We start from the raw sequence: 23,883 nt of genomic DNA, 5'->3' as shown, positions 1-23,883 counted from the left end.
CACTATTATCACTCCTTCTTCTTTGATTTGTTCTTCTCTATCATCACTTCAATAAACTCTCTCGGCCTCGCTGCAAGTCGATTAGCTATGACAACTGCCGAATTGAAAACCATTCCAGGTACTGATACGACTTTCTTCGTCTTTACTCTCTTCAATAGCAGAAAAGAAACACCTCTCAAGACCAGAGTAACTAGGAACAAAATCTGAATGCCGAAAAACGTATGTCCACCGAGTGTCCAGGTAAACTTGTTAAGATAAGAAGCAAGAACCCCTCCAACTAGTGAACCAGCAAGAGCAAAAGCCCCATTCGAAAAAGAAAGCAACGCATAGTAAGTTTCCGCATCTACCCCATTTAGTAATTCGAGCATTGTAGTGAAAAGACAAAGATTTATTGCGCTCCACGAAGCGGTACCAATAAAAGTATCTATGTAAAGCAAATAGACCGTTCCCCGGTCCATGAACAACCAGAGAAATGTCTTTAAAAATGCACCGAAGATGCCGAATTCCAATACCGCCTGTCCTCCAATTCTATCAGCTATCCTCCCCCACAATAGATAAAACATCATCGTAAGAGTTGAGCTAAAGATGTTAAGTAAACTGAGAAACGAATAATCCAGTTCCATATTCACTAGCTCATGATAGGCAAAGAAGGGTGAAGCAATCGCAATTGAAAAGCTCCAGAAGGAATAGAAACGGAGATAGGTCATGAATTTCTTATCTCTTGTAACAGCCTTAAAAAGGCCACTCCCATAGCTTATCTCGTGTGGAGGATCGTTGTGAAGACCCAGTAGAACAAGGCTGACCAACGCACTGACTGCCCCCATAGTGGTTATTATCACAAAACCTGTTTTTCCAGATGAATGGTCAAGAATGAAAGAATAAAGAAGCGTTATCAACATATTTGTTATTGTGAATATAACGTTTCTCAGACTGAAGAACCTTGCCGATTTATCTGGCGGAACAACATCCCTGATAATCGATACCCAGAAATTCCCTGCCAAACTTGCTGCAAATGAAAAGAATGCAAGAATTATCAGTAGAAGTGACTGTCTGTTTATTCCTAATGCAAGTGTTACTGGAATAAACGCCGTCGATAGTCTCCCCGCAGACGCACATATCATCATTACTTTCTTTCTGTTTCCAACCAGTCTTAATATAAAAGGAGCAATGAGCTGAATTAATTGTGAAACTGAAGGGAGAACGCCAATCAAAGCAATAACTGGTTCGGACGCCCCAAATTCAAGAGCAAGCCCCGTCCCAAGGAATCCCTGAGTAATTAAGAAGAACCCATTGTAAATGGCACCCTCAAAAACCGATAGAATTCTAGTTTGACTGTTCCTGTCCAATAGATACATCTCCGGCTGAGTAGAGCACTAAATGTCTCTACCACCAATAATTGCAATCTTCAAGGAAAGCTAAGCAAAATATATAACTAAATCATCGGATCACAGTTCGTCCTACACAATATAGATTTTGACTTTACCGAATGTTTACAAAGAAAAACCGATAATTATTATCCAGTATATTGACAAACCCGATATTTTTGGGTAGAATTATAACAGATAGATAAGAAACCCTTGCACCCCAAAGCTCAATCGGTCATTAAAAAAGACAAAACACCTAAGCAACAATATGCTTGTTCACCATTACCCCCATGTTATGGATGACGGACAAGGCATGAGAAACCCCCTGGAATATCCCGATTTTTAAGCCGCCACTTCGGCGGCTTTTTTTTACTCCAAGATCGCAGCAACTCCGATCAGACCGGGACCTGTATGACAAATAAGAGATTGAGATATCTGGCCGGTTATTATATGGCTAAATCCAGCGGCTTTAATCTCTGAAACCGCCATCCTGAAAAACTCCATGGTTTTCTCACTCTTGTCAGAAGTATAAGCCGCAATGTTCAGCACCCTATTGCCGTCGATGAAATGAATCAGTTTCTCGACGGAGCTTTTCACAGCTCTCTTCATACCTCTTTCTTTAGAAACGCTGTGATAAACACCGTCTTCTCCGACAGTAATTACGGGCTTCAGATCAAGAATATCACCGATAGTGGCGGTAACCTTTCCTATTCGCCCTCCTGCTCTTAGATACTTCAGTACGGGTATGCAGAAGAAAACCTTCGCTTTCCTGACAGAACCCAGAATGTCTTTGACGACTCCTTCAAAAGACTCCCCACTTTTGATCAGCTCAATTGCTTTCATTGCCAGAAGACCAGACCCAATTGAAATATTCTTTGAATCCACTACTTCAATTTTCGAATCGCCATGTTTTTCTGAAAAATCGCGAACATAAGACTTAACCTGATCAAGTGTGCCACTCAGGCCACTTGAAATCCCTATGAAGAGGATCTCGTTGTATCCCTTTTCATAAAGGCTTTCGAAAGCTTACCCGATGTCAATCGGTCTTGGAAGTGATGTCTTCGGAAACTTGTTTTCCATGTACTCAAGAAGATCAGAAGTGGAAATATCAATATTGTCTCGATATTCCTTACCATCCAGGACTATCTTCAGTGGCACTTCTCTTACATTGTCATTTGCTTTAACCTCATCAGGAAGATCACATCCTGAATCCACGACAACTCCGATCATTTCAAAACCTCCTATCAAACAAACTCTTTCACAGCTCTTTATAAGACCTTTGGTATCTTTTCTCCGTTCAGCAGGGCTCACTATGAAAACCACAAATGGAACCCGGCAGTATTTTTCTTAGAAGAGAGCTTTCTCAATCCCGTTCGAGGAAGTCTCTGTAATAGTAATAGCTGCGCTTGGGGATACGTTTAAGACCTTTTTCGTAGTCAACATACACTAATCCGAACCTTTTCGAAAAGCCATAAGACCATTCGAAATTATCCAGCAGCGACCAGACATAAAAACCCCTCAGATCTACTCCTGCCTTCAAAGCACTGAGAGCGGAAGAGAAATGCCTCTTCATATAGTCAACCCTTTCAAAATCTTCAACAAAGCCATCAGTCAACTTGTCCTTGCACGCCATGCCATTCTCGGTAATGTATATTGGTTTTTTCCCGTATTCCTTGAATGTCTTGTAAAGAAAAGCTTCAAGCCCCTCGGGGTAGACTTCCCATCCCATTTCTGTCTTAGCAAGTTCACCTTGAATAACCTCACTACCTAGAATACTTGATTCTTTCTTTCTTACAACGTTTCTTGTGTAGTAGTTTACACCCCAAAAATCAAATGGCGTCGATATTAAATCCATGTCACCGTCTTCGATGAGCGGTTGTACTCCTGCATCGTTGAATCTCTTGAAGAGTTCAGAAGGATACTCACCTGTTATGGGTGTCTCAAAGAACCATCCGTTAATGAACTGATCTCGAATTCTTGCAGCCCATCTGTCTTCTTTGCTATCGGTGGCTGGTTCGACGAAAGTGGAGACATTAGCAAGACCAATAGTCCCATCTTTGACGACTTCCCTAAAACGTCTCACAGCCTCTCCATGAGAGAGTAACAGGTTGTGAGCCACGATAAGTGAAGTTTTCAGATCTCTCTTGCCCGGGGCATGTTCACCCCAGAGATAGCTTACATGAGAGGAACAATAAGGTTCGTTCAGCGTGATCCAGTGTTTTACCCTGTCCCCAAATTCGCTGAACACCAAGCTGGAGTAATCGCCGAAATAATGTCTCATATCTCGGCTCTCCCAGCCACCTATTTTCTTATGCAACTCAAGAGGAAGATCCCAGTGATACAGTGTGACCATGGGTTGTATCCCAACTTCCAGAAGTCTATCGATAAGTTTGTTGTAAAAATCCGAACCCTTACGGTTTATCTTTCCTCGACCTTCGGGGAGCACCCTCGACCAGGATATTGAGAATCGATATGAATTAATACCAAGTTGCTTCATTAGCTCAATATCTTCGGAGAACCGGTGATAATGATCGCAAGCAACGTCACCATTGTCTCCGGAATCTACTCTGCCAGGTCTGTGAGAGAAATCAGTCCAAATCGATGGCCCCTTTCCATCCTCGAAATCAGCTCCTTCAATTTGATAGGAAGCCGTTGCTACACCCCAGAGAAAACCCTCAGGAAATACTGCCCTCAAAGCGACCGCCTCCTTGAGATCAACCTCAACTGACAAATCCTACCACAACTCAAAGAATTGAGCAGTGGTTGTTTGCTTTTCAGAAAATTAGTAACAAAGACTTTTCGACCCGATCAAAAGCCTTCCGTATGTATTAATATTGTATTTGAAAAAGGGGCAATCCGCTTCCTTTCACACAAAAGTCGAATGTGAAACTTAGAAATACAATTCGGGAGGCATCACCAGTGAATCTACTATCGAACTTTTCTATTCCTGTAGGGAATCTAGTAATGTTTGCAATAGGAGCAATCCTGATCTACTTAGCAATAAAGAAGGAATATGAGCCAATGTTGCTTCTTCCTATCGGGTTTGGAGCTATTCTTACAAATATTCCTGGGTCATCGGCTATTGGAGAGCATGGTGTGCTCACTATTCTTTACGAGGCCGGGATTGCGAATGAACTTTTCCCAGCCCTAATATTCATCGGAATCGGAGCCATGATAGACTTTGGACCTCTATTACAGAAACCCGTCATGTTCTTTTACGGAGCGGCTGCTCAGCTTGGGATCTTCTTGACCATTATTGTGGCAGCGTTACTGGGATTTGACATAAGGGAAGCGATTTCTATAGGGATAATAGGTACAGCCGATGGTCCAACGTCTATTTATGTCGCAAGTAGACTGGCAATCCACATGTTGGGACCGATTTCAGTCGCCGCCTATTCATATATGGCTCTCGTTCCAGTTGTGCAACCACCAATAATAAAACTGCTGACCACTAAGGAAGAGAGAAGGATCCGAATGGACAACAGGACCGAGAAGGTTCCCAAATACGTGAGGATACTTTTCCCGATCCTAGTGACTCTGTTAGCGGGAATTATTGCACCTGTAAGTGTAGCGCTAATAGGGATGCTGATGTTTGGTAATCTTATAAGAGAGTCCGGCGTACTAAACAAGTTGAGTAATGCCGCTCAAAACGAACTGTCAAACATTATCACTCTCTTTCTTGGGATTGCCATTGGCTCAACTATGACTGCAGAAGCATTTCTTAATTCAAGAACCTTGTTGATTCTCTTGATGGGTCTTATCGCTTTTGTACTGGATACGATGGGTGGAATTGTTTTCGCCAAGATCTTGAACGTTTTCAGAAAGCAGAAGATAAACCCCATGATAGGTGCTGCAGGAATTTCTGCTTTCCCGATGTCTGCCAGAGTTGTTCACCGTATGGGACTGGAAGAAGATCCGAACAACTTTCTCATAATGTATGCAACCGGAGCAAACGTTGCAGGTCAGATAGGTTCTGTACTGGCCGGTAGCATTGTTCTGGCACTCTTTCTTGGATGAAAGGAGTTAAGTGATGAATGAAGCCGTTTCCAAAAGCATAATGATCTTTGTTGAGGGCTATCCGACAATGTTTCTTGCTACTGTCGCCTTCTTCATAATGATAAAACTGCTGATGAAGTCTGCATCAAGAAAAGATTCAGGCTAGTCTGTTTCTGACTACCGGTACTATGAAACTCGTTTCAGAGAGTTTTAAATGTTGCAAAAGGAGCAAGACACGATGATTGATGGAAAAAGTGGAAGTTATCCCGTGCTTTCCGAAATCCTAAGAGAATACAACTCTGCGCTCGACAGGGTTGAAAACTATGTTAATTCAAAGCAAGGTTTCTTCTTCATATTCAGTGCAAAGAGGATAGAGGGAAGCAGAGGCCCATACTATGACTGTCTCGTAGGGGATTCTAAGTGTAGAACTGAAGCAAAGGCATGGATCAGTGAACAGGGCTGTTTGGAACCGGTTGAGGGCTGGATAGGTCTTGCAGACTACCTTATAGATGACAGATTTGGATTGAGCATAAAAATCAGGAAGCTCTTCTCAATAAGTGAAATGGAAAGCTACAGCTCAGGCTCGATAACCCAGCTGCTTCCAATTGTTGAAGACTTAAAAAAGATAAAATCTGAAGTTCTGGAACTTGTAGAGTCGATCAAAGATAAATATCTGAACACTCTTGTAAAGCGGATGGTTTCTGATGATGGGGCTTGCCCTGACTTCTTTGAAGCGCCTGCAGCAAAAGTCTATCATCATGCCAGAATCGGTGGTTTGGCTGAACACAGTCTCTCTGTTGTTAGATATGCACTAGCTTTAAGAGAAGCGTCGAACTCCAGACCAAACATTAACAGAGATCTAATCATTGCAGGGGGTTTTCTGCACGACATTGGAAAGACAAGGACCTACATAACGGAATCTTTCAAGTTTGATTACTCCGATGATGGTTATCTAGAAGAACATAAGCTATTGGCGCCAGGTTGATCGAATTAGAAGTCTCCAAAATTAGCGGCTTTCCGGAGGAAACCAGAAGAAAGCTAATGCACATAGTGTTGAGCCATCACGGGGAACTGCAGTTCGGTTCACCGGTAACACCGAAAACCCGAGAAGCAATACTGATATGGCTTTGTGACAATATTGATTCAAGGCTTGACAATTTTGAAAGCCATGCTTTTTCTGCTTCAAAAGAAAGCAGATGGACAGACTTCTCAAAGATGCTTCAAAGCAGATTATACTTAGGTAAAATCGAAAACGAAGAAGAGATTGGAGACTGATATCCTATCCAGATAAAAAAAGCAAGATGTGTTGATTCTCTTGAGCTTTAGTGATCTTACATAAAAAAGCGTTGATTGTGAAAGGGTGATTTGATGAAAAGGTTTTTATTGGTGGCGCTTCTTCTTTTATCAACTGTCGCCTCAGTTGGCGGCAATCTCAACCTTTACTTCGGGAACCCCCACTCCCATACTTCTTACTCGGATGGCTCAGGTGTTCCGGAAGAGGCTTATTCCTACGCCAAGGAAGTCCCGGACCTCGACTTTCTAGCAATAACCGATCATGCCTATTATTTCGCTCAAGATCTTCCTGATGGCAGGAACAAACTAGCTGCAACAATAGAGGCGGCCATTGAAGCAACATCTGAAGACTTCCTAGCATTTGTGGGGTTCGAATGGACGGCAACAGGAACAGGACACATCAACGTTTACGGCACAAGTGATTGGACCGATAGAGTCAAATCCGATCTCTGGCAGCTCTATGACTGGATAATCGAGCATGATGCCGTCGGTCAATTCAATCATCCAGTGAGAGATTTCGGTGACAACTTCAAGGAATTTCAGTATTCCCCGGAAGCCGATCTCTATATGAATCTTATAGAAGTAGGCAATGGAAGCTGGTGGGAAAACGATACGATTGTCGAAGAGATGTTTAGTGCATATCGGGAAGCACTTCGTAAAGGATGGCATCTTGGTACGACCCTTGGTCAGGATAACCACAAACCTAATTGGGGAGGTGCAAATGACTCCAGAACAGCCGTCTTCGCAACCGATCTGAGCGAAAAATCGATACTGGAAGCATTTAAGAAGAGAAGAACATACGCGACGGAAGACAGGAACATTGAGATTCATTTTTCAACCGAGGAAGCATTCATGGGAGACATAGTACGTGATGCCGATAGAGTTGAACTTAGAATACTTATACGTGATACCGCGGATGATCCTTTGGAAATTGTCGAAATCTACTCAAATGACGGGGTCATTGCAAATTTTCTTGTAGACAGTCACGAGTTCTATATTGAGATGACAACAAATATTGAAGTTGGATTTCAGTACTTTTTCGTATACGCAAGAGGCCATGACGGCGAGGAAGCAGTTTCTTCTCCGATTTGGGTAGAAAGATCTTGCCCGATTCACCTCTATAATTCAGCCGCATTTCCGGAAAGTGTCAAGCCCGGAGAAAGAGTGACTCTTTCATTCCAGATCTCAAACCTTTCCTCTGAAGAAGCTTCTTCTTTGCTTCAGATAGAGAATCTGGGAGGGATTATCCACAAAGAGATTGTGACGCTGGAGGGATTCGAATCGAAGATAGTTCATCTCGAAAAAACCGCAGAAGAACATGATGCAAGGATACTTTTCCTTCTTGATTCAGTTCCGTATTCGAGCACCTGGTTAGAGATAAGAAGTTCTGCCTCTCTCAATGTTCTGGTGGATAGGAGTCACATCAATTACGCAAGTGACGAGCGAGAAAAACTGAAGATGCTACTCGAGGAAATGGGCAACAGGGTTTCCACCGCAGATAGGATCTTCAAAGTTGGTGAACTCGATACTATAGATGTCCTTCTACTTCCACTTCCTGGAGCAGGTGGGAGTTTTGATCGTCTGAAAATACTAATGCCTCAGCAATCGAATATCATAAAGGAATTTGTTATGAACGGTGGGAGACTGATTATAACAGGCACAGGAGATGAAATCAGCAATGAAATTATCTCTTCCTACAACAGGCTCTTGGAAGAGATGGGAATTTATGCAACCTATGAAAAAGCCATTACTAGTGATGCAGTTGAACTCGACGGAATCGTGTTCGATGGACTTTCCGTTCTTCGGGGAGAGTCAGGTAGGCATGTTTACGGCAAGGGCGAGATTCTTCTCTTTCCCGGTGATCCATTCACAGACGATGTGATCGAAAACAACAAAGAGCTTCTTGACCAGTCATTTAGATGATCGAGACCTTTTTGATTAGACCAGCCTGAACAGAATTGTCTATATAATCAATCGGACACGTTTGATAACTGCCTTGATCTTTGGATTACTTTAGACATAAATTCATCGACAAGAGAAGAATTATTTAGTCATCGTGTGAATAAGGTTATCAAATTTAAGAACCACTTTAGGAAATCTCAGAGTTTGATATTTGAATTTCTCCCCCATTATGCTATAATTCCTTAGCAACAGGTACATTTACTACGAAGGAGGCACAGTTTGATGACCATGAGAGCTTACGTTCCGGCAACCGTTTCCCTTAATCGGGTATCCGGCGATGCCGTACTGTGCCACCCCTTCTTCCGTCGTGTGAGGTATAAGATCGTATAACGACAATTGGATTATGAAGGACCGTGGCTTGCAACAGCCGCGGTCCTTTTTTTTGACACTAAGGAGGTGCAGAAATGTTTGAGAAAAGCCTTTTGAAGGAAACCGAGAAACGAAAGCAGATTAGCAGCAGAAACAGAAAGAACCAAAACGGAGAATCCGGCAAATATCGATAGTGTTCTTTGGATACTTAGACGGGCCATTCTCTCCGAATATCAAGGGGGTAAATATGTTCATCGTTATTGGATCGCCAAGAAAGAAGAGGGAAATCGAAGCGACGGCCCTCCCGCCTTTTATCGAAAAACCGAAAAGCTTAGTAACACTGGCCAAGACAAGGTAGAAAACAGGAGGAGATATCAATGAAAAATAAGATCAGAGGCTCAAAGAGTGTTTTTATAGATGGCTTGGTTGATAAGCAGAAGATAGAAATCGAGAGCAGGTTCAGCAGACCTCATTACCTTTAGGGAGGTGAGAACATGGCAGACGCTTTGCTTGCCAACAATATAGTGAAAGCATTTAAGAAGAGTAGAAAGGAAATCAAAGCACTAAAAGGGATAAGTTTGAGAATAAAGGAAGGAGAGATTTTCGGTCTTCTAGGTCCAAACGGTTCGGGAAAATCAACCTTTATCAGAATTGCCTCAACACTCTTGATTCCAGATAGAGGAAGCATATCCATTTTCGGGTACGATTCCGTTAGTAATTCTGCATCGGTTCAAAGAATGATAAACAGAGTTTCGGTCGAGGCGAGTTTCTTCAGGAAGCTTTCCGCAGTGGAGAATCTCTGTTTTTCAGCAGGACTATATGGAATTCCACGGCGAGAGGCTCTCAAAAAGATAAACGGTCTCGCCGAGAGATTCGGACTGGATCTCAAGAGATTGAAAGATCCGCTAGAAGACTTTTCCAGAGGTATGCAACAGAAGGTAGCCATTGTTAGGGCCTTTATGACTGAACCCAAAATGCTTCTTTTGGACGAGCCGACCACGGGACTTGATCCAAGGGCAAAGAGGGATGTTCAGAGTCTAATTAGCGATGTGAAGAACACCATGAATACAACCATGCTCTTGACAACTCATGACATGGATGAAGCGGAGAAACTCTGTGATTACGTTGCGATAATTCATTTAGGAAGAATCGTTGCTTCTGGACGACCCTCAGAACTGAAGAAGCAGTTGCTCGGTAAAGTTGACAATCCAAGCTTCGAAGATGTCTTTCTCGAGTTTACCGGAATGAGTATCGAAGAGGCCGAATATCAGGAGGTTGAGTCAGCATGAGTTCGCAGGCGTTAGCCCGGGAACTTCGAGCCTCCTGGGCCTTTATTGAACGGAATTTCAATTTCACGAAGAGATACTGGAAGTGGGAACTGGTCTTCTTTGTTTACACCTTGGCAAACTCTGTGACAATGGGTTTCATCGGAAAGGGAATTGAAGCCTTTTCAGGGACGAAGCTTGATACAAGCTACCTGATCCTTTACATGTTGCTTGGATCGATACTGTGGGGCTACCTTTCAATTCTCTTCGAGATAGTAGCCGAGACCGTTGCCTGGGAGAGATGGGAAGAGACTATCGAATACACCTTCATGGCACCTGTTAGAAGAGCTACTCATCTATTGAGTACGTGTGGATATGCCATTCTATATGGAATACTTAGAAGTGGTCTTATTCTAGTAGTCGTCTCGGTCTTCTTCGATCTAGATCTTGGAAGAGCCAATTTCCTGTCGGCGGCCGGAATACTGGCGGTTTCAAGTTTTTCATTCGTTGGACTGGGAATTGTAGCTGCGGTGTTGCCCCTGATCTCACCAGAAAAAGGCGTTCAGGTAGTTCATATCTTTCAGGCCCTGCTTCTGATGTTCTCAGGTGTGTACTACGAAATCGATGTGCTTCCGATGTGGATGCAACAAGTAGGCAAGCTATCTCCCGCTACTTATGCTTTAAGAGGTATGCGAGCATCTATACTTGAAGGCAGAACCATGCCGGAGATGTGGAATGATGTTTGGCCTCTGATTCTTCTTGGGGCACTCCTACTTCCATTCGGCCTCGTGTTTTTCAAGAGAATGGAGGTTTGGGCGAAAAAAAGAGGGGTGCTGAAAAGAAGTGGCTAGAGGATTTGGAAACAATTTTTTCGGAATCTTATGTTAGAGGGCATCCAGGAAACTAGGGATGCCCTTTTTTCACAGACATGTAAGAGATAAACTGCTAAAGAGGAACTGCAAGAATCCCCTTAGCAACAATATCCAGTCCTCTAATGATTGAACAGCACAGGTTCTCATTTACTTTTTTCCTTCAGCTTAAGCTCCCCAACAACTTCTAGGCCGGAATTTGTCCCGGTGCCTTCAAACAAGACCGCATCGTTTCGGAGGAGTCTCACCGTTATTTCAGACGTAAGCGATTCATCAATTTTCCCACTCATACTACCTTCTACAGGCGAGATTAAACGCGCTCCAGAAGTCTTTTTTGCACTGACATTCAAGGAAAACCCTGCCTGTCTGAGTTGGAGGAATACTTCGTTGTCCAAAACCTCTACTCTATCGATCTTTGCTCCCCTGTAGGTAGTGAATTTATAGAGCTTTTCTTTAAACAGAAATGCGCAGAGGCAACCGGTAAAACTCCTTCCCAACCATGGAATCGTTGCAATCGAAAGCATAAATGAGGTTCTCTCGAGATCAAAGCTGTTGCTCTGCATCCAGACCCACGCCTCTGGAAATGATCTTCCCCAATCCTTTTCTATATATCCTCTGCCTCCGGAAAGATCTATCAGTTCATCATCGATTCTTACTTCTCCCTCAAGTTTGTGGTCCATGCTGACGACCCCGTGGTAACATTCCATGAATGGTACAAAGGAAAAAGGCCCCATGATCCCAGGGGAATAGAACTTTCTAGGCCAAAGGTACGGCTCCAAGATCCTTATGTTCCCAGCAATTCTGTGATTCTCATTGCACATTTCCAGAATCACCGCTCCGGCCGAAAAATGATTTTTCGAGATCTCAACAGAGAAGTGTTTCTTATCAGAATGGAACTCTTTCAAGGGATAGTTGAAGTTGCCGGATTCATTCTTCCCACCCGAGAGGAATTGAACAAAAGCGTGAGCATCTTCTCTCGACGAATTCAAGGACACTCCCGGTATGACTGCAAATGACTTTTCCTTCTTCCTGTCAACAAACTTGAAGTACCAGCCTTCAAAAAAACCTTTTCTCGAAGAAGTTCCATGATAAAGAGATGAATTGAACAACGCGTATAGATTCACATCGCACCTCCTAATATATTCTACTTTTCACTCACGAGAGACTTCTAGGCAATCTCGTATTCTGGTTTTTCTTGACATTTGAATGTTAATATTGATTATTGATATGATCTAAACTGTGCAACCTGTAGTTGTCGCGAACCATGAGTTTCGTTCCTTTCTAGCAACGCTGCCCGTTTGATCTTCGTGACATCTAATTCTAATAACTCCTTTCCAATCAAAATGCAGAGGAGGCAAGAAATGGGAAGTACAGTACACGCAAAGGTAGATTTGAAAGATGGCTTCTCCGGTTCTGAAATTACCGATTCCGGTTACAAGGTAAGAATTGGAAAAGAAGAATCTGCTCCCTATGATCTACTTCTAATGAGTCTGGCATAATGCCTTTACGCCACATTTCTCGATATTCTGAAAAAGAAGAGAATTGAGATTGTCTCGACTGAAATCGAATTATCCGGAGAAAAGAGGGACGAGAATCCAGCTACTTTGAAGCTTTGTCAAATAAAGGTCAGAGTCTGTGAAGTGGATACATCTTACAGAAGTTCATTGGAGAAGTCTTTCGAACAAAAAATGAGTAATGTTCAGTATACAAAACAAAATCCCGCGTAGCTGACATTTTTTGGGAAATTGATTTCGCGTGACATGAAAGAATATCTTTTGAAAGGTGGGATCCTATGAAGAGGATTGGCGAAATACTCCTCTCCCAAGAAAGTGGTTCGGAGATTATGATGGGGAACTAGCTTCTTGTTGAACGGGCTGTCGAAGAAGAAGGCTTCAAGGTGATTATCGTGAAGCATTCGTGTATGCTGGAGTTCACTAGAGAACTGAAAAGGAGCCATAAACCATTGCCAAATCCTGTTAAAACTGGAATGATATGTAACAGAAAGTATGTATTGCTGACTTTGCCTGTCCGAGTTATCAAGCTGCCTAAGACGGTTCAATTTGGTTTCAACACGATCTCTGTATCGGAGATAGATCCTGAGTTCAAACCTGCCCCTCAGAGTCAAATGAATCCGATGATCAGTGAAGGGGTGAAAGCATGAGGAGGTTTGACGTTTGTATAATTAAAGTTGGTGGACAGTGCATAGGACTGCTCAACGAAATTCTTCTTGGGACCGTCGACCACTCCGGTCAGTGGGCTATCGGAACCGATACCCATGGACTGGCTCAGAGAGGGGGTACGGTTTTATCTCAGCTAAGAATTGGTAATAATGTTCATTCGGTATTGATCAAGAAGCACCCTGCTCAAATGGTGATAACCTTTGAGCGTCATGAAGCATTGAGAGGGATGGTGAACTAACTTAGAGACGGGGGAATACTGGTTATACTATGACACGGTTTGGCAACCATTGGATGTCCTTTTGAGAAGGACAAAAGAAGTAAATAAGGATGACATCGAACGGGAGGCAAGGAATCGAAATTCAAAGGTGATTTCAGTATTGAGAGAAGATTTGAGGATCCCCAGATGCAGAATGTAGTTCTTGTGGGAACTATTGCTCACAAAAATGTGATTCCAGGAATTTCGGTTGAGCATTACGAAAAGGCTCTCTCCGGTCTTCTGGGAGGAGAATTGCTCAAGGAGAAACTTGAGCTTTTCAGAAGCGTTGTTAAACAGGAGTGATTCTTTATGGGCTTCGAAGTAGCTGTAATTGGCGCCATCGGGATTGATACAAACGTCTATTTATCGGGCAGCGAGATAGACTTTTCGGTAGAGGCGACATTTACTGAAGTTGTGGATTGCATCGGCCAGGCAGGTGGATATGTCTGTCAGTCTCTGAAAAGGCTTGGCCACGAGGTCTGTTTTATCGGATACGTTGGATCGGACTATTTTGGAGACCACATCCGGGAAACTCTATCAGCACAGGGCATCGACATCGCTTTCCTTGGAGTCGATCCACTGGGAACTAAGAGAAGCGTAAACATTATGTACAAGAACGGTGAGCGAAAGAACTTCTATGACGGTAGAGGAGCAATGGCCTTGAAGCCGGATGCTGAAGCCATAAAGAAATACCTATTTGGAACCAAACTTGCCCACGTCAATATTGTGAACTGGTCCAGATTTCTTCTAAAACCTTTAAGAGAAGCAGGGCTTGTAATTTCTGTAGATATCCAGGATGTAACGGATCCCGATGACCTGTACAGAGAAGACTATGTTAGAGAGGCTGACGTTCTCTTCTTTTCATCAACAAACTTTCGAGATCCCACCCCCATAATATCAAAATACCTGAGGGTTCGAAACGATAGAATTGTGATCTGTGGAATGGGAAAGAGAGGATGTGCATTAGGCACGGAGCACGGAATCAACTTCTTCGGCCCGGTTGAGCTTGATGAACCTGTAGTCGACACAAACGGAGCAGGTGATAGTCTTGCTGCGGGGTTTCTTTCGAGTTACTTCCTTGAAGGATATACTTTAGAGGAATCAATACTGAGAGGCCAGATAGCTGCCAGGTACTGTTGTTCAAAGAAAGGGGTCTCTTCCGATCTAATAACCAAGGAACAGCTGGATAAAACTTTTGCAGGAAAGAAGTAGAACTCTAAGAGATCTCTATCAAAAATTCATCATTTACTCTGAACTACAAAAAAAGGAAGGCCGGCTAAGCCGGCCTTCGTTTCGTCATTCAGGTCTAACATCGGGGAAGATTATTATATCTTCACTGGGCAGACTCTCAAACAGCACCTCGTTTGTCGTGTAATCCATAACAATTACCCTGTGCATTCCCTGAACATCCTTCTCTGTGAAATAAACGAAATCTCCCTCTATCTTCACAGAAGGCACCGGCGCATCCATAAACATAGCGTTATAAGCTATCACGCTGTCATCCCCGGTGCTCAAGTCATATACATGAAGAGAATCGTAAGAGAAATCCGAATATTCGTCGGGGTATTCGAGATAGATTATCTTGTCATTATTGCCGTATGCAGCCCAGTAGACTGGAGCATCTGTATCGAGAACGGATTCCGTTGTAAGATTGACAATTTTCCCATCGTAGTCTACCGCGTAAGTTTCATCCAAAGACAAGAAGACCAGATCATAGAAACTCTCGATTGACTCGATGACTTGCCCCGATTCGACATCGATTACTGAGAAGTAGTCTCCGCCCGTTGACACAACAACTTTAGATCCATCTGGCGACCACGCGACAGGCGCCATGCTGTACTCTTCAGACAATGTCCATAGAATATCCATGCTGCTATCTACCATTGAGATTGACTCTCCCCAAGTATCCATGATCAATAATCGGTCTCTCTTGGGGGAAAGAGAATAAACATCATATCCGTCAAATCTGGCTTCTCTCTCTCCCTCAACTATTACTCCATCCATCTTTTCAGATATGTAGACATAAGTTCTCGCATCTAGAAACTGTCCGTAAATAGCACTTGAAACTGTTCCCAGAAGTGATGCGTAGGCATCGTAGAATCCAATGTTGATCTTCTCGAAATCGAAGTTCACCGTGTTGTACGATACGGCAGTCTCCTCATCTGAGAGAATCTCTGCCAGTTTCTTAGGTTCTGGAACTCTTGAAATCCATGAAAAGATCCAGGACAACTCCTCGTAGTTGAGAACATACTCCTGAATATTCGAAGTTAGCGATGCCTCGTCGTTGGCCAGGACAATCGCGGTGAACAAATCGGTTACATATTCAGGGATATATATATACTCGATCAAGGACAGCGCCTCGTAAATTTCAGTACCGTCGTCTCTCGACTTGCCCTGCAGGAACCATTCAACAGCTTCGTCATAGTAGCCTGTCTCCAGATCAAGAATTCCATTCAGATAGTAGTACATCGGTGAAGAGCTAAGAAATTCTGAATTCTCACTTAGCAGACTTCTAGCGGTTGAAAAGTCGTAATCGTCTATCAACCCCACTATATAAGGAATCAAATAGTCAGTCTCTCCAAAATCCTCTACAAGGATTCTCGATACAAGCAGATGAAGATCAACTGGATAAAGGTCAACAGACTCCTCATGGAGAAACTCGTAAATCTCGATCTGATCCTCGCTGAGTCTGTTTACAGACTGTCGAATAGCCTCCTCCGACATGGCCCAGCCGCTATTCAGGGACTTAAGATAGAGTAGCAGAGAGATCTTGTCTGGCCGAAGATCAAAAAGGATCTCGGATATTTCTTCGGCGTAATCTGAATAAGCATTTTCAAGCAACTTCTCAATTCCTTCTTCAATCAACGGATACATTGCTTCGGGAATCTCATCAACATTCATTATTACTTCTTTCAGTGTTGTTCCATAACTCTCAAGTTCGTAATTCTCATAGTAGATTTCCAGCAATGCTTTGAGACTTTCAACATCCAGAGGATTTTCGGCTATCTTGGCCTTGAGTTCTTCTACCTGACCCAGCAAAACGAACGGTATCATCAACAGAACTATAACAAAGACGATTTTTCTCATCCAAACACCTCCTCACCAATTCTAACTCTGTGAGCTTCGCCGAAGCTACCCTTGCGAACTGTCCCTTCTTTCAAAGAAGCACTCTCTTCAAAGCAAAGCTAGCTCGCTTTTAACAAATCGGACGAGTTCAAGCAGGTAATGCTCCGAAAAATCGAATTTTATACCTGCGCTTTCAAACAATTCGTCTAGCGGCCTGGAATAACCCATTGAAAGGAACTTCTTGTAATCCTCAATGGCCTTAGAGCCATTTTTCCTATAGTTTCTGTAAACAGCGAGAGCCCCAAGTTGAGCAATTCCGTATTCTATATAGTAGAAGGGATTCGTAAAAATATGTGGCTGAAGAAGCCAGCGAATCTTCTTCTCTTCTTCGAGTCCTGTCCAGTCGACTCCAGTGTTAAATCGATCGAAAACCAAAGAGAATTTCTCATCTCTTTCCGAGGAAGAATGATCGGGGTTTGTATAGATCCATTGCTGGAAAGAATCCACAATCATACACCATGGCAGAAAACTCAAAGTTCCGGTCAGTTCCTCTCTTCTTGCAATCCTTACCTCCTCTTCTGAGTAGTATTCATCCCAGTAATCCATCGTCAAAAGTTCCATAGACATGGAAGCCAGTTCGGCAGCTTCGTGGGTTGCGTGTCTATAAGCTATCAGTTTCTCATCTGTCGTTGCAAAAGAGTGCATCGCATGTCCTGATTCATGAAGTATGGTTTTGACATTTGCGGGAGTTCCCGTGGCGTTCATAAAGATGAAAGGAGCGCCGGTTTCATCTAAGGGGTAGTTGTAGCCACCTGGAGCCTTTCCCTTTCTGTTTTCGAGATCAAGCAGACCGTTTTTCTTCATCTTTAAGAGATTAGCGCCGAACTCCGGGTCAACCTTCTGAAGTACTCTGATAGCCTTCTGTATGAATTCCTCCATTGTTTCAAATGGCTTTAGAACTCTTCCCGAAGGCTCAACACTAATATCCCAGGGTCTTAGTCTATCCAACCCGAGTTCTTTCCGTCTCTTCTCATTAAGCTCCGAAACAAAAGGAACTACAACTTTTTCTACAGATTCATGAAATCTGTGTATATCCTCGACTGAATAGACAAATCTGTTCTTCTTCTGATGCATATAGTCTCTATAACTAGTGAATCCAGAATTTGCCGCCTGAGGAACCCTTACAGAAAGAAGTCTATCAAATAGGTTCTCAAGGCTTTCATGTACTTCATCAAGTTTGCTCATTGAAAGCCTCCAGGCTTCTTCGCGAGTTAAGCGGTCCGGTTCCAGCTGGAACCTCGATAGCTGCGAAAGAGTGTATTCTTTTCCTCGAAACTCTGCAGTTATTGAACCGATGGTCGCCGCATATTCAGACGCCATTTTCTTCTCCTGAACCTCCAGAGAGAGATTATCCTCATTGAAAAGCTCAACCGCGTTAGAAACTATCGCATCGAAGTTCTCATATCGGAAAGGATCTAACTCCCTTCTGTGAATGCTATCGTAGTATTTTTTCATAAGCCTTATTCTATAAGGCTCTGCCTTCGAATAAACATCTTCGAAGAATTTGGAATAATCAAGTCTCTTCTTCTCGTTATCAGCAAATCTTGTCATGTCGATGTACTTCCACGCAAGCTTCTCTTGAAGAATCATGAATAGCTCACTCCAGTGAAGCAGGAAGTTCTCTAGCGAATCTCTATCAACAATTTCGTATTCCTCAAGCCTCTTGAGCTCGCTTTCCAGATTCTCCCAGAGCGATAAATCAATATCACTTCCAACATATCTTCTTTGGAGCCTTTTTAAAGATATTTCCTCCATTTACTAAACCTCCTGTCTCAAATATGTGTAGCCATTGTTAACTTGATTATACACGCCTCCCACTTTGAGAATCTGGTTTCTGAAGAGCTATGTTTGAGCAGATCCCGGATCCGTGAACGGAAATAGACTCTTAAATGATAGACTAATAAGAGAAGGAGGCGTTGAATTGTCTCGAATTGCCGTCGTTGGTGAGCTCCTTATTGATCTGATATCTACCAATACTGTGAAAGATCTAGGCAAAGCGACTTCTTTTCGAAGGTTCTTTGCGGGTTCGCCGGGAAACCTTGCATCGAATCTTAACGACCTGGGTATCGAAAGTATTCTTCTATCAAGAGTTGGAAATGATCCTTTCGGAAGGGCTTACCTTGAGCATCTTCGTTTAAAAGGGATAGATACTTCCTTTGTCCAGCAAGACCAGGAAGCCCATACCTCTATGGTCTTCGTTTCGAAATCTCAGTCATCACCACAGTTCTCGGCCTTCAGAGGTGCAGATTGCTTACTTGAGGAACCGTATGATATTGATAGCTTCATGAAGGACACAGACTTTATTCACTTCACTGCATGGCCGCTATCGTGCGAGAGGTCTCGAGAGGTTTGCTGCAAACTTGTAGATTATGCACTTCGAACGGGAGTAAGGATCTCATTCGATCCCAACTACAGACAAATTCTGTGGACTCACAATCAGGATGGTTCGGAATTCATAAAAGGGTTCCTCGAGAATGTCTTTCTTGTCAAACCTTCTGAAGATGATGCTAACGAGATTTTCGGCCCTGGAAAACCTCTTGATTACATTCGCAAATTCCATGAATCTGGAGCGAAAAACGTCATTCTAACTCTGGGGCAAAAAGGATCAATGATATCCGACGGAAACAGGGTAGTGACCTTGCCATCTTGTGCGAGAAGAGTAGTAGATACAACAGGAGCTGGAGATGCATTTTGGTCAGGAGTTTTATTCGGATTGCTCGGTGGAAAAAACATATTTGAATCGGCGGTGTACGGTAACTACTGCGCGGGCTTCCGCATTGAACACGAAGGAAAGGAAGTGATCTTACCTTCTATAGATGCTCTGAAGGCGATTTTCGAGGCAGGTGATAATTTGTGAGAGTTGCGTTTATAAACCCGCAGGGAAACTTCGATAGAGAAGACAGTTACTGGACGACTCATCCGGATTTTGGGGGCCAGTTGGTCTATGTCAAAGAGGTCGCTTCGGCTATGTCGGAAATGGGAATCAGGTGTGACATAATCACCAGAAGAATAATCGATGAGAGATGGCCCGAATTCGCCGATGAATTCGACTACTATCCAGGAAAAGAGAATCTCAGAATCGTTCGGATTCCCTTCGGCCCCGACGAATTTCTAAGAAAAGAGGGCTTATGGCCCTACCTAGGTGAGTTCTCAAGAAGAATAATAGAGTTCTATCGAGCAGAGCGCACGATGCCGAATTTTCTTACAACACATTACGGAGATGGAGGTCTTACAGGCGCTATGTTATTCAAAGAAACGGGGATTCCTTACTCGTTCACCGCTCACTCCTTAGGCGCTCAGAAACTAGATAAGCTACTTCAGACGGGAGAAAACCGCATGAAAATCGAAGAGGAGTTCAACTTCTCCTATCGAATTGCGGCAGAGCGTATCTCCATGAAGTACTCTGCAGTGAATTTTGTTTCAACTTCGATCGAAAGATTTCAGCAGTATAGCCATCCCCTTTACCGTGAGTTTTCTGACGTCGGGAACGATTCAAAATACTCAATCGTACCTCCCGGTGTCAATACGGATATATTCACTGCAAATCCATCGGAATTGGACGAAGCAATAGAAGATAGATACAAAGAGGCTGTTGAAAGATTTTCAAATGCATCGAGGTTTCGACTCCCGATGATCGTTGTCTCAAGCAGATTCGAAGGAAAGAAGAACCACATTGGAATAGTCAGAGCCTTTGCAAATGATCGTGAACTCCATGAGTCAAGCAATCTTGTGATCGTCACGAGAGGGATTAAAAATCCATACGAAGAATTCGACTCCCTTGAGGAACCTGATCGTTCAGTTCTGAAGGAAATCATCGACCATATCCGCAGAAATGGAATTGAATACGGAGTGATTTTCCTTAACATTGAGAATCAGCACGAACTATCCGCCCTATATAGAATCTCTACGAAGAGGAAATCGATTTTCGCTTTGACATCTCTGTATGAACCGTTTGGCCTTGCACCGATTGAAGCTATGGCCTGCGGGCTGCCAGTAGTAGCAACCTCAAATGGTGGACCGGCAGAGAGTTTAAGAGAAGACAACATTGAATATGGAGTGCTAGTAGATCCTCTTGAAACAAATGATATTGTTCGCGGATTGAAAAAGGCTCTCTTCAGCAGTCCCTCTTTTTGGGAAGAATTAAGTTCAAGAGGAGTTGATCGGGTAACCGAAAAATATACATGGCGATCAAGTGCTGAAAACTATCTCAACGTGATCAAAGAGAAAATCAAGGGGGAATATCCCGAGCCGGAGATTCCAGAATGTCTTTACTCGGGTGATGGTCTTCCGTTTATTGAGTAGTCCAGAAATTCTTTCAGCTCAACCAATGATAATCTTGAATGTGAACATAGATGACATTTCTAAGAGATGGAGGAAAGCTGTGAAATACGACTTTGACAGAGTTATCGAGAGAAGAGGAACAAATTGCATTAAGTGGGATCACGCAGATCTCTTTTTTGGAAGGAATGATCTGCTTCCGATGTGGGTAGCCGATATGGATTTTGAGTCGCCCCCTGAAGTTGTCGAGGCAATAGTCTCAAGAGCAAAGCATGGAATCTACGGATATACCGCAAGATCAAAAGCTTACTACGAGTCTATCGTGAATTGGCTTTATAGAAGACATGGCTGGAAGATAAAGGAAGAGTGGATCGCACACGCTCCTGGAGTTGTCGCGGCAGTTCACATTGCCATTATGGCGCTTTCTCATCCTGGAGACAGGGTGGTTGTGCAGACACCGGTGTATTATCCTTTCTTCAAAGCAATCAATGAAACGGGTCGACAAATGATTCTGAACCCTTTGAAGGAATCAGACGGAAGGTACTCAATGGATTTCGAAGACCTTGAAAGAAAAGTTGATTCAAGAACGAAGATTATCATTCTCTGCAGTCCCCACAATCCAGTCGGAAGGGTTTGGAGAAGAGATGAGCTCTCAAGGCTGGGAGAGATCTGTTTGAACAGAAACATCAAGATAATCTCTGACGAGATCCATTCGGATCTGGTTTTTGGCAATAACAAGCATATACCTACAGCAATGATTTCTGACGAGGTTTCTTCCATAACACTGACATGCGTTGCGCCAAGTAAGACTTTCAATCTCGCGGGCCTCTCTTCAGCAGCGGTAATTTCGTCATCCAGTGAACTTCTAGGAGAATACTCGAGTATGATGAGCACAGTTGGAGCCGGTATGTCTAACGTTTTTGGCACAGTCGCTCTTGAAACGGCTTATAACAATGGGGAACGTTGGCTCGAACAACTACTCGAATACATTAATGGGAACTTCGTGTATATGAGAGATTTCTTGAAAACCAATTTCCCGGAGCTGAGAGTTGCTGATCTCGAGGGAACCTATCTTGCATGGATCGATTTTAGAAATACAGGTATGAGTGTTGAAGAGCTCAGGAGCTTTCTGTACGAAAAGGCAAAGGTTGGCTTTGAAGACGGCTCGATATTCGGTGAAGAAGGCGAAGGGTTCATGAGGGTGAATCTTGCCTGCCCAAGGGCCATAGTTGAAGAGGCAATGAAGAGATTAATTACAGCCAGGAAATCCGAGTGATTTTCAAGTTTGCTAAGAATGTTGTAACTTACTCTGATCGGAAGAAAAGAAGTACATATAGACTTAAACAATAGTCACGCTGGGTTAATTGACAATTCCACATTTTTGACTAAAATGAATTGAAGAATCAACTCCTTCTCGACTCGATCAAACAGAGACATGCTAGACCCCACCCCTGTTCGGAAATTCCCAAATAGAAAACAGGCTCTTCACGAGAGGGCCTGTTTTGTTTCTGACCATTTCTGACCATTAAGGTGTCTTTCTCACTTCTTTCTCAATTTGAAAGAAGTGTATCTCTTTCTATCAGTGAATAACAACTCAAGTCCGACAAGATCGGAAATTACTTGCATTGTTCTGACAGTATAAAAGGATATATGACTCATATCTCTCATGTAGTACCAGTCAAGAAACTGCTGATGATCTTGTGGATGAAAAAGAGTCATGACTGAAAGCAATCCATCATCCTCAAGATAGCCCGAAAGCATTCTAAAATACTTTACGGGTTCCGCAAGGTGTTCGAAAACCTCAGTTGAGGTGATTAGATTGTATTTTTTCCCCTTAAAGACCTCATTTGGCGAGAAGTAAAGATCATAGATGTCCATTTTGAAGCCGTAATCCCTTTCAAGTATAGTTGCAAGCACAGGCGATGGACCACTTCCAAAATCAAATCCTCTTCTTCCTTTTGAGAGGAAAGGCACAACTGCAGAATCGATGAAATCTTTGAAAAACGCAACGTATCGCGGGTCCTCGATGCTATTATTGTGCCTATTATAGATCTTCAGCTCTTCTTCTTCTGAAATCCAATCGGCCGGATCCTTCGAGATGAACTCACAGTTTCCGCAGTGGTGATATTTCACCTTTAATGTGCGATTATAGATCTCTCGCGTTTCAGAACCACAAATTATGCATTCATTTAGCACGTTTAACCATTCCGCAAGTGCCCCCTGTCTTTCCTTGATTATACATTTGATGTCCATGCTTTTGCAGACTCTACCTACTGCCCTTAATCAATCTCAGTTCTCCATGTTCCAATTAGAAATTATAAAGTCTGGATCATAACTATTCCAACAATCCTCGAATCTTTGGATTCTTAACCATCTAATCAGTTGACAAATCCCCATTCAAAATTCTACATGATCTATTACATTGAACTTTTTTCTTGTTCTGGAAGAAATACTTATTAGCTTTCCAATAATAATTATATTTATCTAAGATTGTTTTAGTTTCTCTCTTGACTTTTTATTATTTTATGTGATATATTATGAATGTCGAAGCAGAGATTAACAAAAAGGAGGTGTGAGAATGAGAAAAGTGAAAGATCCAGCGTCCATAGAAAGAGCAATCAGAAAGTTCAAAGAGAAACTCGCAGGAGAGTCCTTCCCACATTACCTATGAAGGAGGTGAGGAAGATGAGAGGAAGAGAAAGAAAGGTTCATTACAGAGAAAGGGAGACTTACTCAAACATCATTGAAGATTCAATCAGATCAAGAGTAATGAACATCAGATAAGAGAGGAGTGGTTTGAATGAGATTCAGGGAGAAGAAAGACTTCAAGGCGATAGACAGATTGATCGAGAGTGAAAGAGAGACTGTTTACAGTAACTTACTTATCAATCCGAGATTTTGATTGGAGAAGAGGAGGAAAGAAGATGAAGAAGAGAAACATGAAGGAAGTAGACAGGATAGTTTTACAGGTAAGAGAGAGTGCTT

The 23,883-nt window shown here is 42.9% G+C and carries 21 protein-coding genes and 1 pseudogene; 15 read left to right on the top strand and 7 right to left on the bottom strand.

From position 1 onward, the window contains the following. Nucleotides 1–8: 8 nt before the first annotated feature. From Y696_RS09650 to Y696_RS09640, 3 genes and pseudogenes are all read right to left on the bottom strand, one after another. The gene (locus Y696_RS09650) at nucleotides 9–1,355 is read right to left on the bottom strand and encodes an MFS transporter (protein ID WP_121510369.1); all 1,347 of its coding nucleotides are present in this window, start codon (nucleotides 1,353–1,355) and stop codon (nucleotides 9–11) included. A 378-nt stretch (nucleotides 1,356–1,733) separates the two neighbouring features. Then, nucleotides 1,734–2,594: pseudogene (locus tag Y696_RS09645) on the bottom strand (DegV family protein). Between the two features lie 133 nt (nucleotides 2,595–2,727). Then, entirely contained in the window at nucleotides 2,728–4,059 is a 1,332-nt protein-coding gene (locus Y696_RS09640; protein WP_006487961.1) for a GH1 family beta-glucosidase, read from the bottom strand. A 269-nt stretch (nucleotides 4,060–4,328) separates the two neighbouring features. Between Y696_RS09640 and Y696_RS09635 the strand changes: the two genes are divergently transcribed. The 7 genes from Y696_RS09635 to Y696_RS09615 all read left to right on the top strand — a co-directional run bounded on the left by Y696_RS09635 (nucleotide 4,329) and on the right by Y696_RS09615 (nucleotide 11,040). Next, nucleotides 4,329–5,381, top strand: coding sequence for a sodium ion-translocating decarboxylase subunit beta (locus Y696_RS09635; protein WP_183084210.1), 1,053 nt, complete (start codon nucleotides 4,329–4,331; stop codon nucleotides 5,379–5,381). A 13-nt stretch (nucleotides 5,382–5,394) separates the two neighbouring features. Then, the gene (locus Y696_RS14325; RefSeq protein WP_259459913.1) at nucleotides 5,395–5,526 is read left to right on the top strand and encodes a hypothetical protein; all 132 of its coding nucleotides are present in this window, start codon (nucleotides 5,395–5,397) and stop codon (nucleotides 5,524–5,526) included. 72 nt (nucleotides 5,527–5,598) lie between these two features. Next, entirely contained in the window at nucleotides 5,599–6,345 is a 747-nt protein-coding gene (locus tag Y696_RS09630) for an HD domain-containing protein (protein WP_259459912.1), read from the top strand. A gap of 56 nt (nucleotides 6,346–6,401) precedes the next feature. Beyond that, nucleotides 6,402–6,635, top strand: a complete 234-nt coding sequence (locus Y696_RS14320; protein ID WP_259459911.1) for a hypothetical protein — start codon at nucleotides 6,402–6,404, stop codon at nucleotides 6,633–6,635. Between the two features lie 93 nt (nucleotides 6,636–6,728). Beyond that, the gene (locus Y696_RS09625) at nucleotides 6,729–8,576 is read left to right on the top strand and encodes a CehA/McbA family metallohydrolase (protein ID WP_121510368.1); all 1,848 of its coding nucleotides are present in this window, start codon (nucleotides 6,729–6,731) and stop codon (nucleotides 8,574–8,576) included. An 842-nt stretch (nucleotides 8,577–9,418) separates the two neighbouring features. Then, a complete protein-coding gene (locus Y696_RS09620; protein WP_006487976.1) occupies nucleotides 9,419–10,213 on the top strand; it encodes an ABC transporter ATP-binding protein in 795 nt (264 codons plus the stop codon). Then, nucleotides 10,210–11,040 (top strand): ABC transporter permease, encoded by an 831-nt coding sequence (locus tag Y696_RS09615; protein ID WP_121510367.1) that lies wholly within the window; start codon nucleotides 10,210–10,212, stop codon nucleotides 11,038–11,040. Before Y696_RS09620 ends, Y696_RS09615 begins: the two co-directional genes overlap by 4 nt. Before the next feature lie 164 nt (nucleotides 11,041–11,204). Here the strand turns inward: Y696_RS09615 and Y696_RS09610 are convergent, their stop codons facing one another. After that, nucleotides 11,205–12,182 carry a tocopherol cyclase family protein gene (locus Y696_RS09610; protein WP_121510366.1) on the bottom strand — a complete coding sequence of 326 codons (978 nt, stop codon included), beginning with the start codon at nucleotides 12,180–12,182 and terminating at the stop codon, nucleotides 11,205–11,207. 237 nt (nucleotides 12,183–12,419) lie between these two features. On the opposite strand from Y696_RS09610, the gene Y696_RS14070 reads away from it, so the two are divergent. From Y696_RS14070 to Y696_RS09595, 5 genes are all read left to right on the top strand, one after another. Continuing rightward, the gene (locus Y696_RS14070; protein WP_006487980.1) at nucleotides 12,420–12,557 is read left to right on the top strand and encodes a hypothetical protein; all 138 of its coding nucleotides are present in this window, start codon (nucleotides 12,420–12,422) and stop codon (nucleotides 12,555–12,557) included. A 398-nt stretch (nucleotides 12,558–12,955) separates the two neighbouring features. Beyond that, nucleotides 12,956–13,219 carry a hypothetical protein gene (locus tag Y696_RS14185; RefSeq protein ID WP_014731459.1) on the top strand — a complete coding sequence of 88 codons (264 nt, stop codon included), beginning with the start codon at nucleotides 12,956–12,958 and terminating at the stop codon, nucleotides 13,217–13,219. After that, nucleotides 13,216–13,476: a 2-oxoacid:acceptor oxidoreductase family protein gene (locus Y696_RS09600; RefSeq protein ID WP_049794060.1), complete on the top strand. Its 261-nt coding sequence runs from the start codon at nucleotides 13,216–13,218 to the stop codon at nucleotides 13,474–13,476. Before Y696_RS14185 ends, Y696_RS09600 begins: the two co-directional genes overlap by 4 nt. 165 nt (nucleotides 13,477–13,641) lie before the next feature. Then, a complete protein-coding gene (locus Y696_RS14065; protein ID WP_158309310.1) occupies nucleotides 13,642–13,797 on the top strand; it encodes a hypothetical protein in 156 nt (51 codons plus the stop codon). Nucleotides 13,798–13,803: 6 nt separating this feature from the next. Then, nucleotides 13,804–14,706: a carbohydrate kinase family protein gene (locus Y696_RS09595; RefSeq protein WP_121510365.1), complete on the top strand. Its 903-nt coding sequence runs from the start codon at nucleotides 13,804–13,806 to the stop codon at nucleotides 14,704–14,706. An 84-nt stretch (nucleotides 14,707–14,790) separates the two neighbouring features. Here Y696_RS09595 and Y696_RS09590 read toward each other — a convergent pair whose 3' ends face one another. Both Y696_RS09590 and Y696_RS09585 read right to left on the bottom strand, forming a co-directional pair. Beyond that, nucleotides 14,791–16,581, bottom strand: coding sequence for a hypothetical protein (locus tag Y696_RS09590; RefSeq protein ID WP_006487992.1), 1,791 nt, complete (start codon nucleotides 16,579–16,581; stop codon nucleotides 14,791–14,793). An 87-nt stretch (nucleotides 16,582–16,668) separates the two neighbouring features. After that, nucleotides 16,669–18,375, bottom strand: coding sequence for a M3 family oligoendopeptidase (locus Y696_RS09585; protein ID WP_006487994.1), 1,707 nt, complete (start codon nucleotides 18,373–18,375; stop codon nucleotides 16,669–16,671). A gap of 166 nt (nucleotides 18,376–18,541) precedes the next feature. On the opposite strand from Y696_RS09585, the gene Y696_RS09580 reads away from it, so the two are divergent. The 3 genes from Y696_RS09580 to Y696_RS09570 all read left to right on the top strand — a co-directional run bounded on the left by Y696_RS09580 (nucleotide 18,542) and on the right by Y696_RS09570 (nucleotide 22,174). Further along, on the top strand, nucleotides 18,542–19,477 hold the full coding sequence (locus Y696_RS09580) for a carbohydrate kinase family protein (protein WP_121510364.1): 936 nt from the start codon (nucleotides 18,542–18,544) through the stop codon (nucleotides 19,475–19,477). Continuing rightward, entirely contained in the window at nucleotides 19,474–20,922 is a 1,449-nt protein-coding gene (locus tag Y696_RS09575; protein ID WP_121510363.1) for a glycosyltransferase, read from the top strand. The genes Y696_RS09580 and Y696_RS09575 overlap by 4 nt, the downstream gene beginning before the upstream one ends. Nucleotides 20,923–21,001: 79 nt before the next feature. Next, on the top strand, nucleotides 21,002–22,174 hold the full coding sequence (locus tag Y696_RS09570; RefSeq protein WP_014731453.1) for a MalY/PatB family protein: 1,173 nt from the start codon (nucleotides 21,002–21,004) through the stop codon (nucleotides 22,172–22,174). A 263-nt stretch (nucleotides 22,175–22,437) separates the two neighbouring features. On the opposite strand, the gene Y696_RS09565 is transcribed toward Y696_RS09570, so the two are convergent. Beyond that, nucleotides 22,438–23,151 carry a class I SAM-dependent methyltransferase gene (locus tag Y696_RS09565; RefSeq protein WP_014731452.1) on the bottom strand — a complete coding sequence of 238 codons (714 nt, stop codon included), beginning with the start codon at nucleotides 23,149–23,151 and terminating at the stop codon, nucleotides 22,438–22,440. Nucleotides 23,152–23,883 lie beyond the last annotated feature (732 nt).

Source organism: Mesotoga sp. H07pep.5.4, from assembly GCF_003664935.1.
Lineage (GTDB): Bacteria > Thermotogota > Thermotogae > Petrotogales > Kosmotogaceae > Mesotoga > Mesotoga prima.
The sequence above is the reverse complement of the archived record's forward strand: the minus strand, read 5'-3'. Positions and strand labels throughout refer to the sequence as shown.

Bases quoted from the DNA above. Each gene is read 5' to 3' on its own strand.
- Y696_RS09650 (WP_121510369.1), bottom strand. From the start codon at position 1,355: ATGTATCTATTGGACAGGAACAGTCAAACTAGAATTCTATCGGTTTTT.
- Y696_RS09635 (WP_183084210.1), top strand. From the start codon at position 4,329: ATGTTTGCAATAGGAGCAATCCTGATCTACTTAGCAATAAAGAAGGAA.
- Y696_RS14325 (WP_259459913.1), top strand. From the start codon at position 5,395: ATGAATGAAGCCGTTTCCAAAAGCATAATGATCTTTGTTGAGGGCTAT.
- Y696_RS09630 (WP_259459912.1), top strand. From the start codon at position 5,599: ATGATTGATGGAAAAAGTGGAAGTTATCCCGTGCTTTCCGAAATCCTA.
- Y696_RS14320 (WP_259459911.1), top strand. From the start codon at position 6,402: ATGCACATAGTGTTGAGCCATCACGGGGAACTGCAGTTCGGTTCACCG.
- Y696_RS09625 (WP_121510368.1), top strand. From the start codon at position 6,729: ATGAAAAGGTTTTTATTGGTGGCGCTTCTTCTTTTATCAACTGTCGCC.
- Y696_RS09620 (WP_006487976.1), top strand. From the start codon at position 9,419: ATGGCAGACGCTTTGCTTGCCAACAATATAGTGAAAGCATTTAAGAAG.
- Y696_RS09615 (WP_121510367.1), top strand. From the start codon at position 10,210: ATGAGTTCGCAGGCGTTAGCCCGGGAACTTCGAGCCTCCTGGGCCTTT.
- Y696_RS14070 (WP_006487980.1), top strand. From the start codon at position 12,420: ATGGGAAGTACAGTACACGCAAAGGTAGATTTGAAAGATGGCTTCTCC.
- Y696_RS09600 (WP_049794060.1), top strand. From the start codon at position 13,216: ATGAGGAGGTTTGACGTTTGTATAATTAAAGTTGGTGGACAGTGCATA.
- Y696_RS14065 (WP_158309310.1), top strand. From the start codon at position 13,642: ATGCAGAATGTAGTTCTTGTGGGAACTATTGCTCACAAAAATGTGATT.
- Y696_RS09595 (WP_121510365.1), top strand. From the start codon at position 13,804: ATGGGCTTCGAAGTAGCTGTAATTGGCGCCATCGGGATTGATACAAAC.
- Y696_RS09590 (WP_006487992.1), bottom strand. From the start codon at position 16,581: ATGAGAAAAATCGTCTTTGTTATAGTTCTGTTGATGATACCGTTCGTT.
- Y696_RS09585 (WP_006487994.1), bottom strand. From the start codon at position 18,375: ATGGAGGAAATATCTTTAAAAAGGCTCCAAAGAAGATATGTTGGAAGT.
- Y696_RS09565 (WP_014731452.1), bottom strand. From the start codon at position 23,151: ATGGACATCAAATGTATAATCAAGGAAAGACAGGGGGCACTTGCGGAA.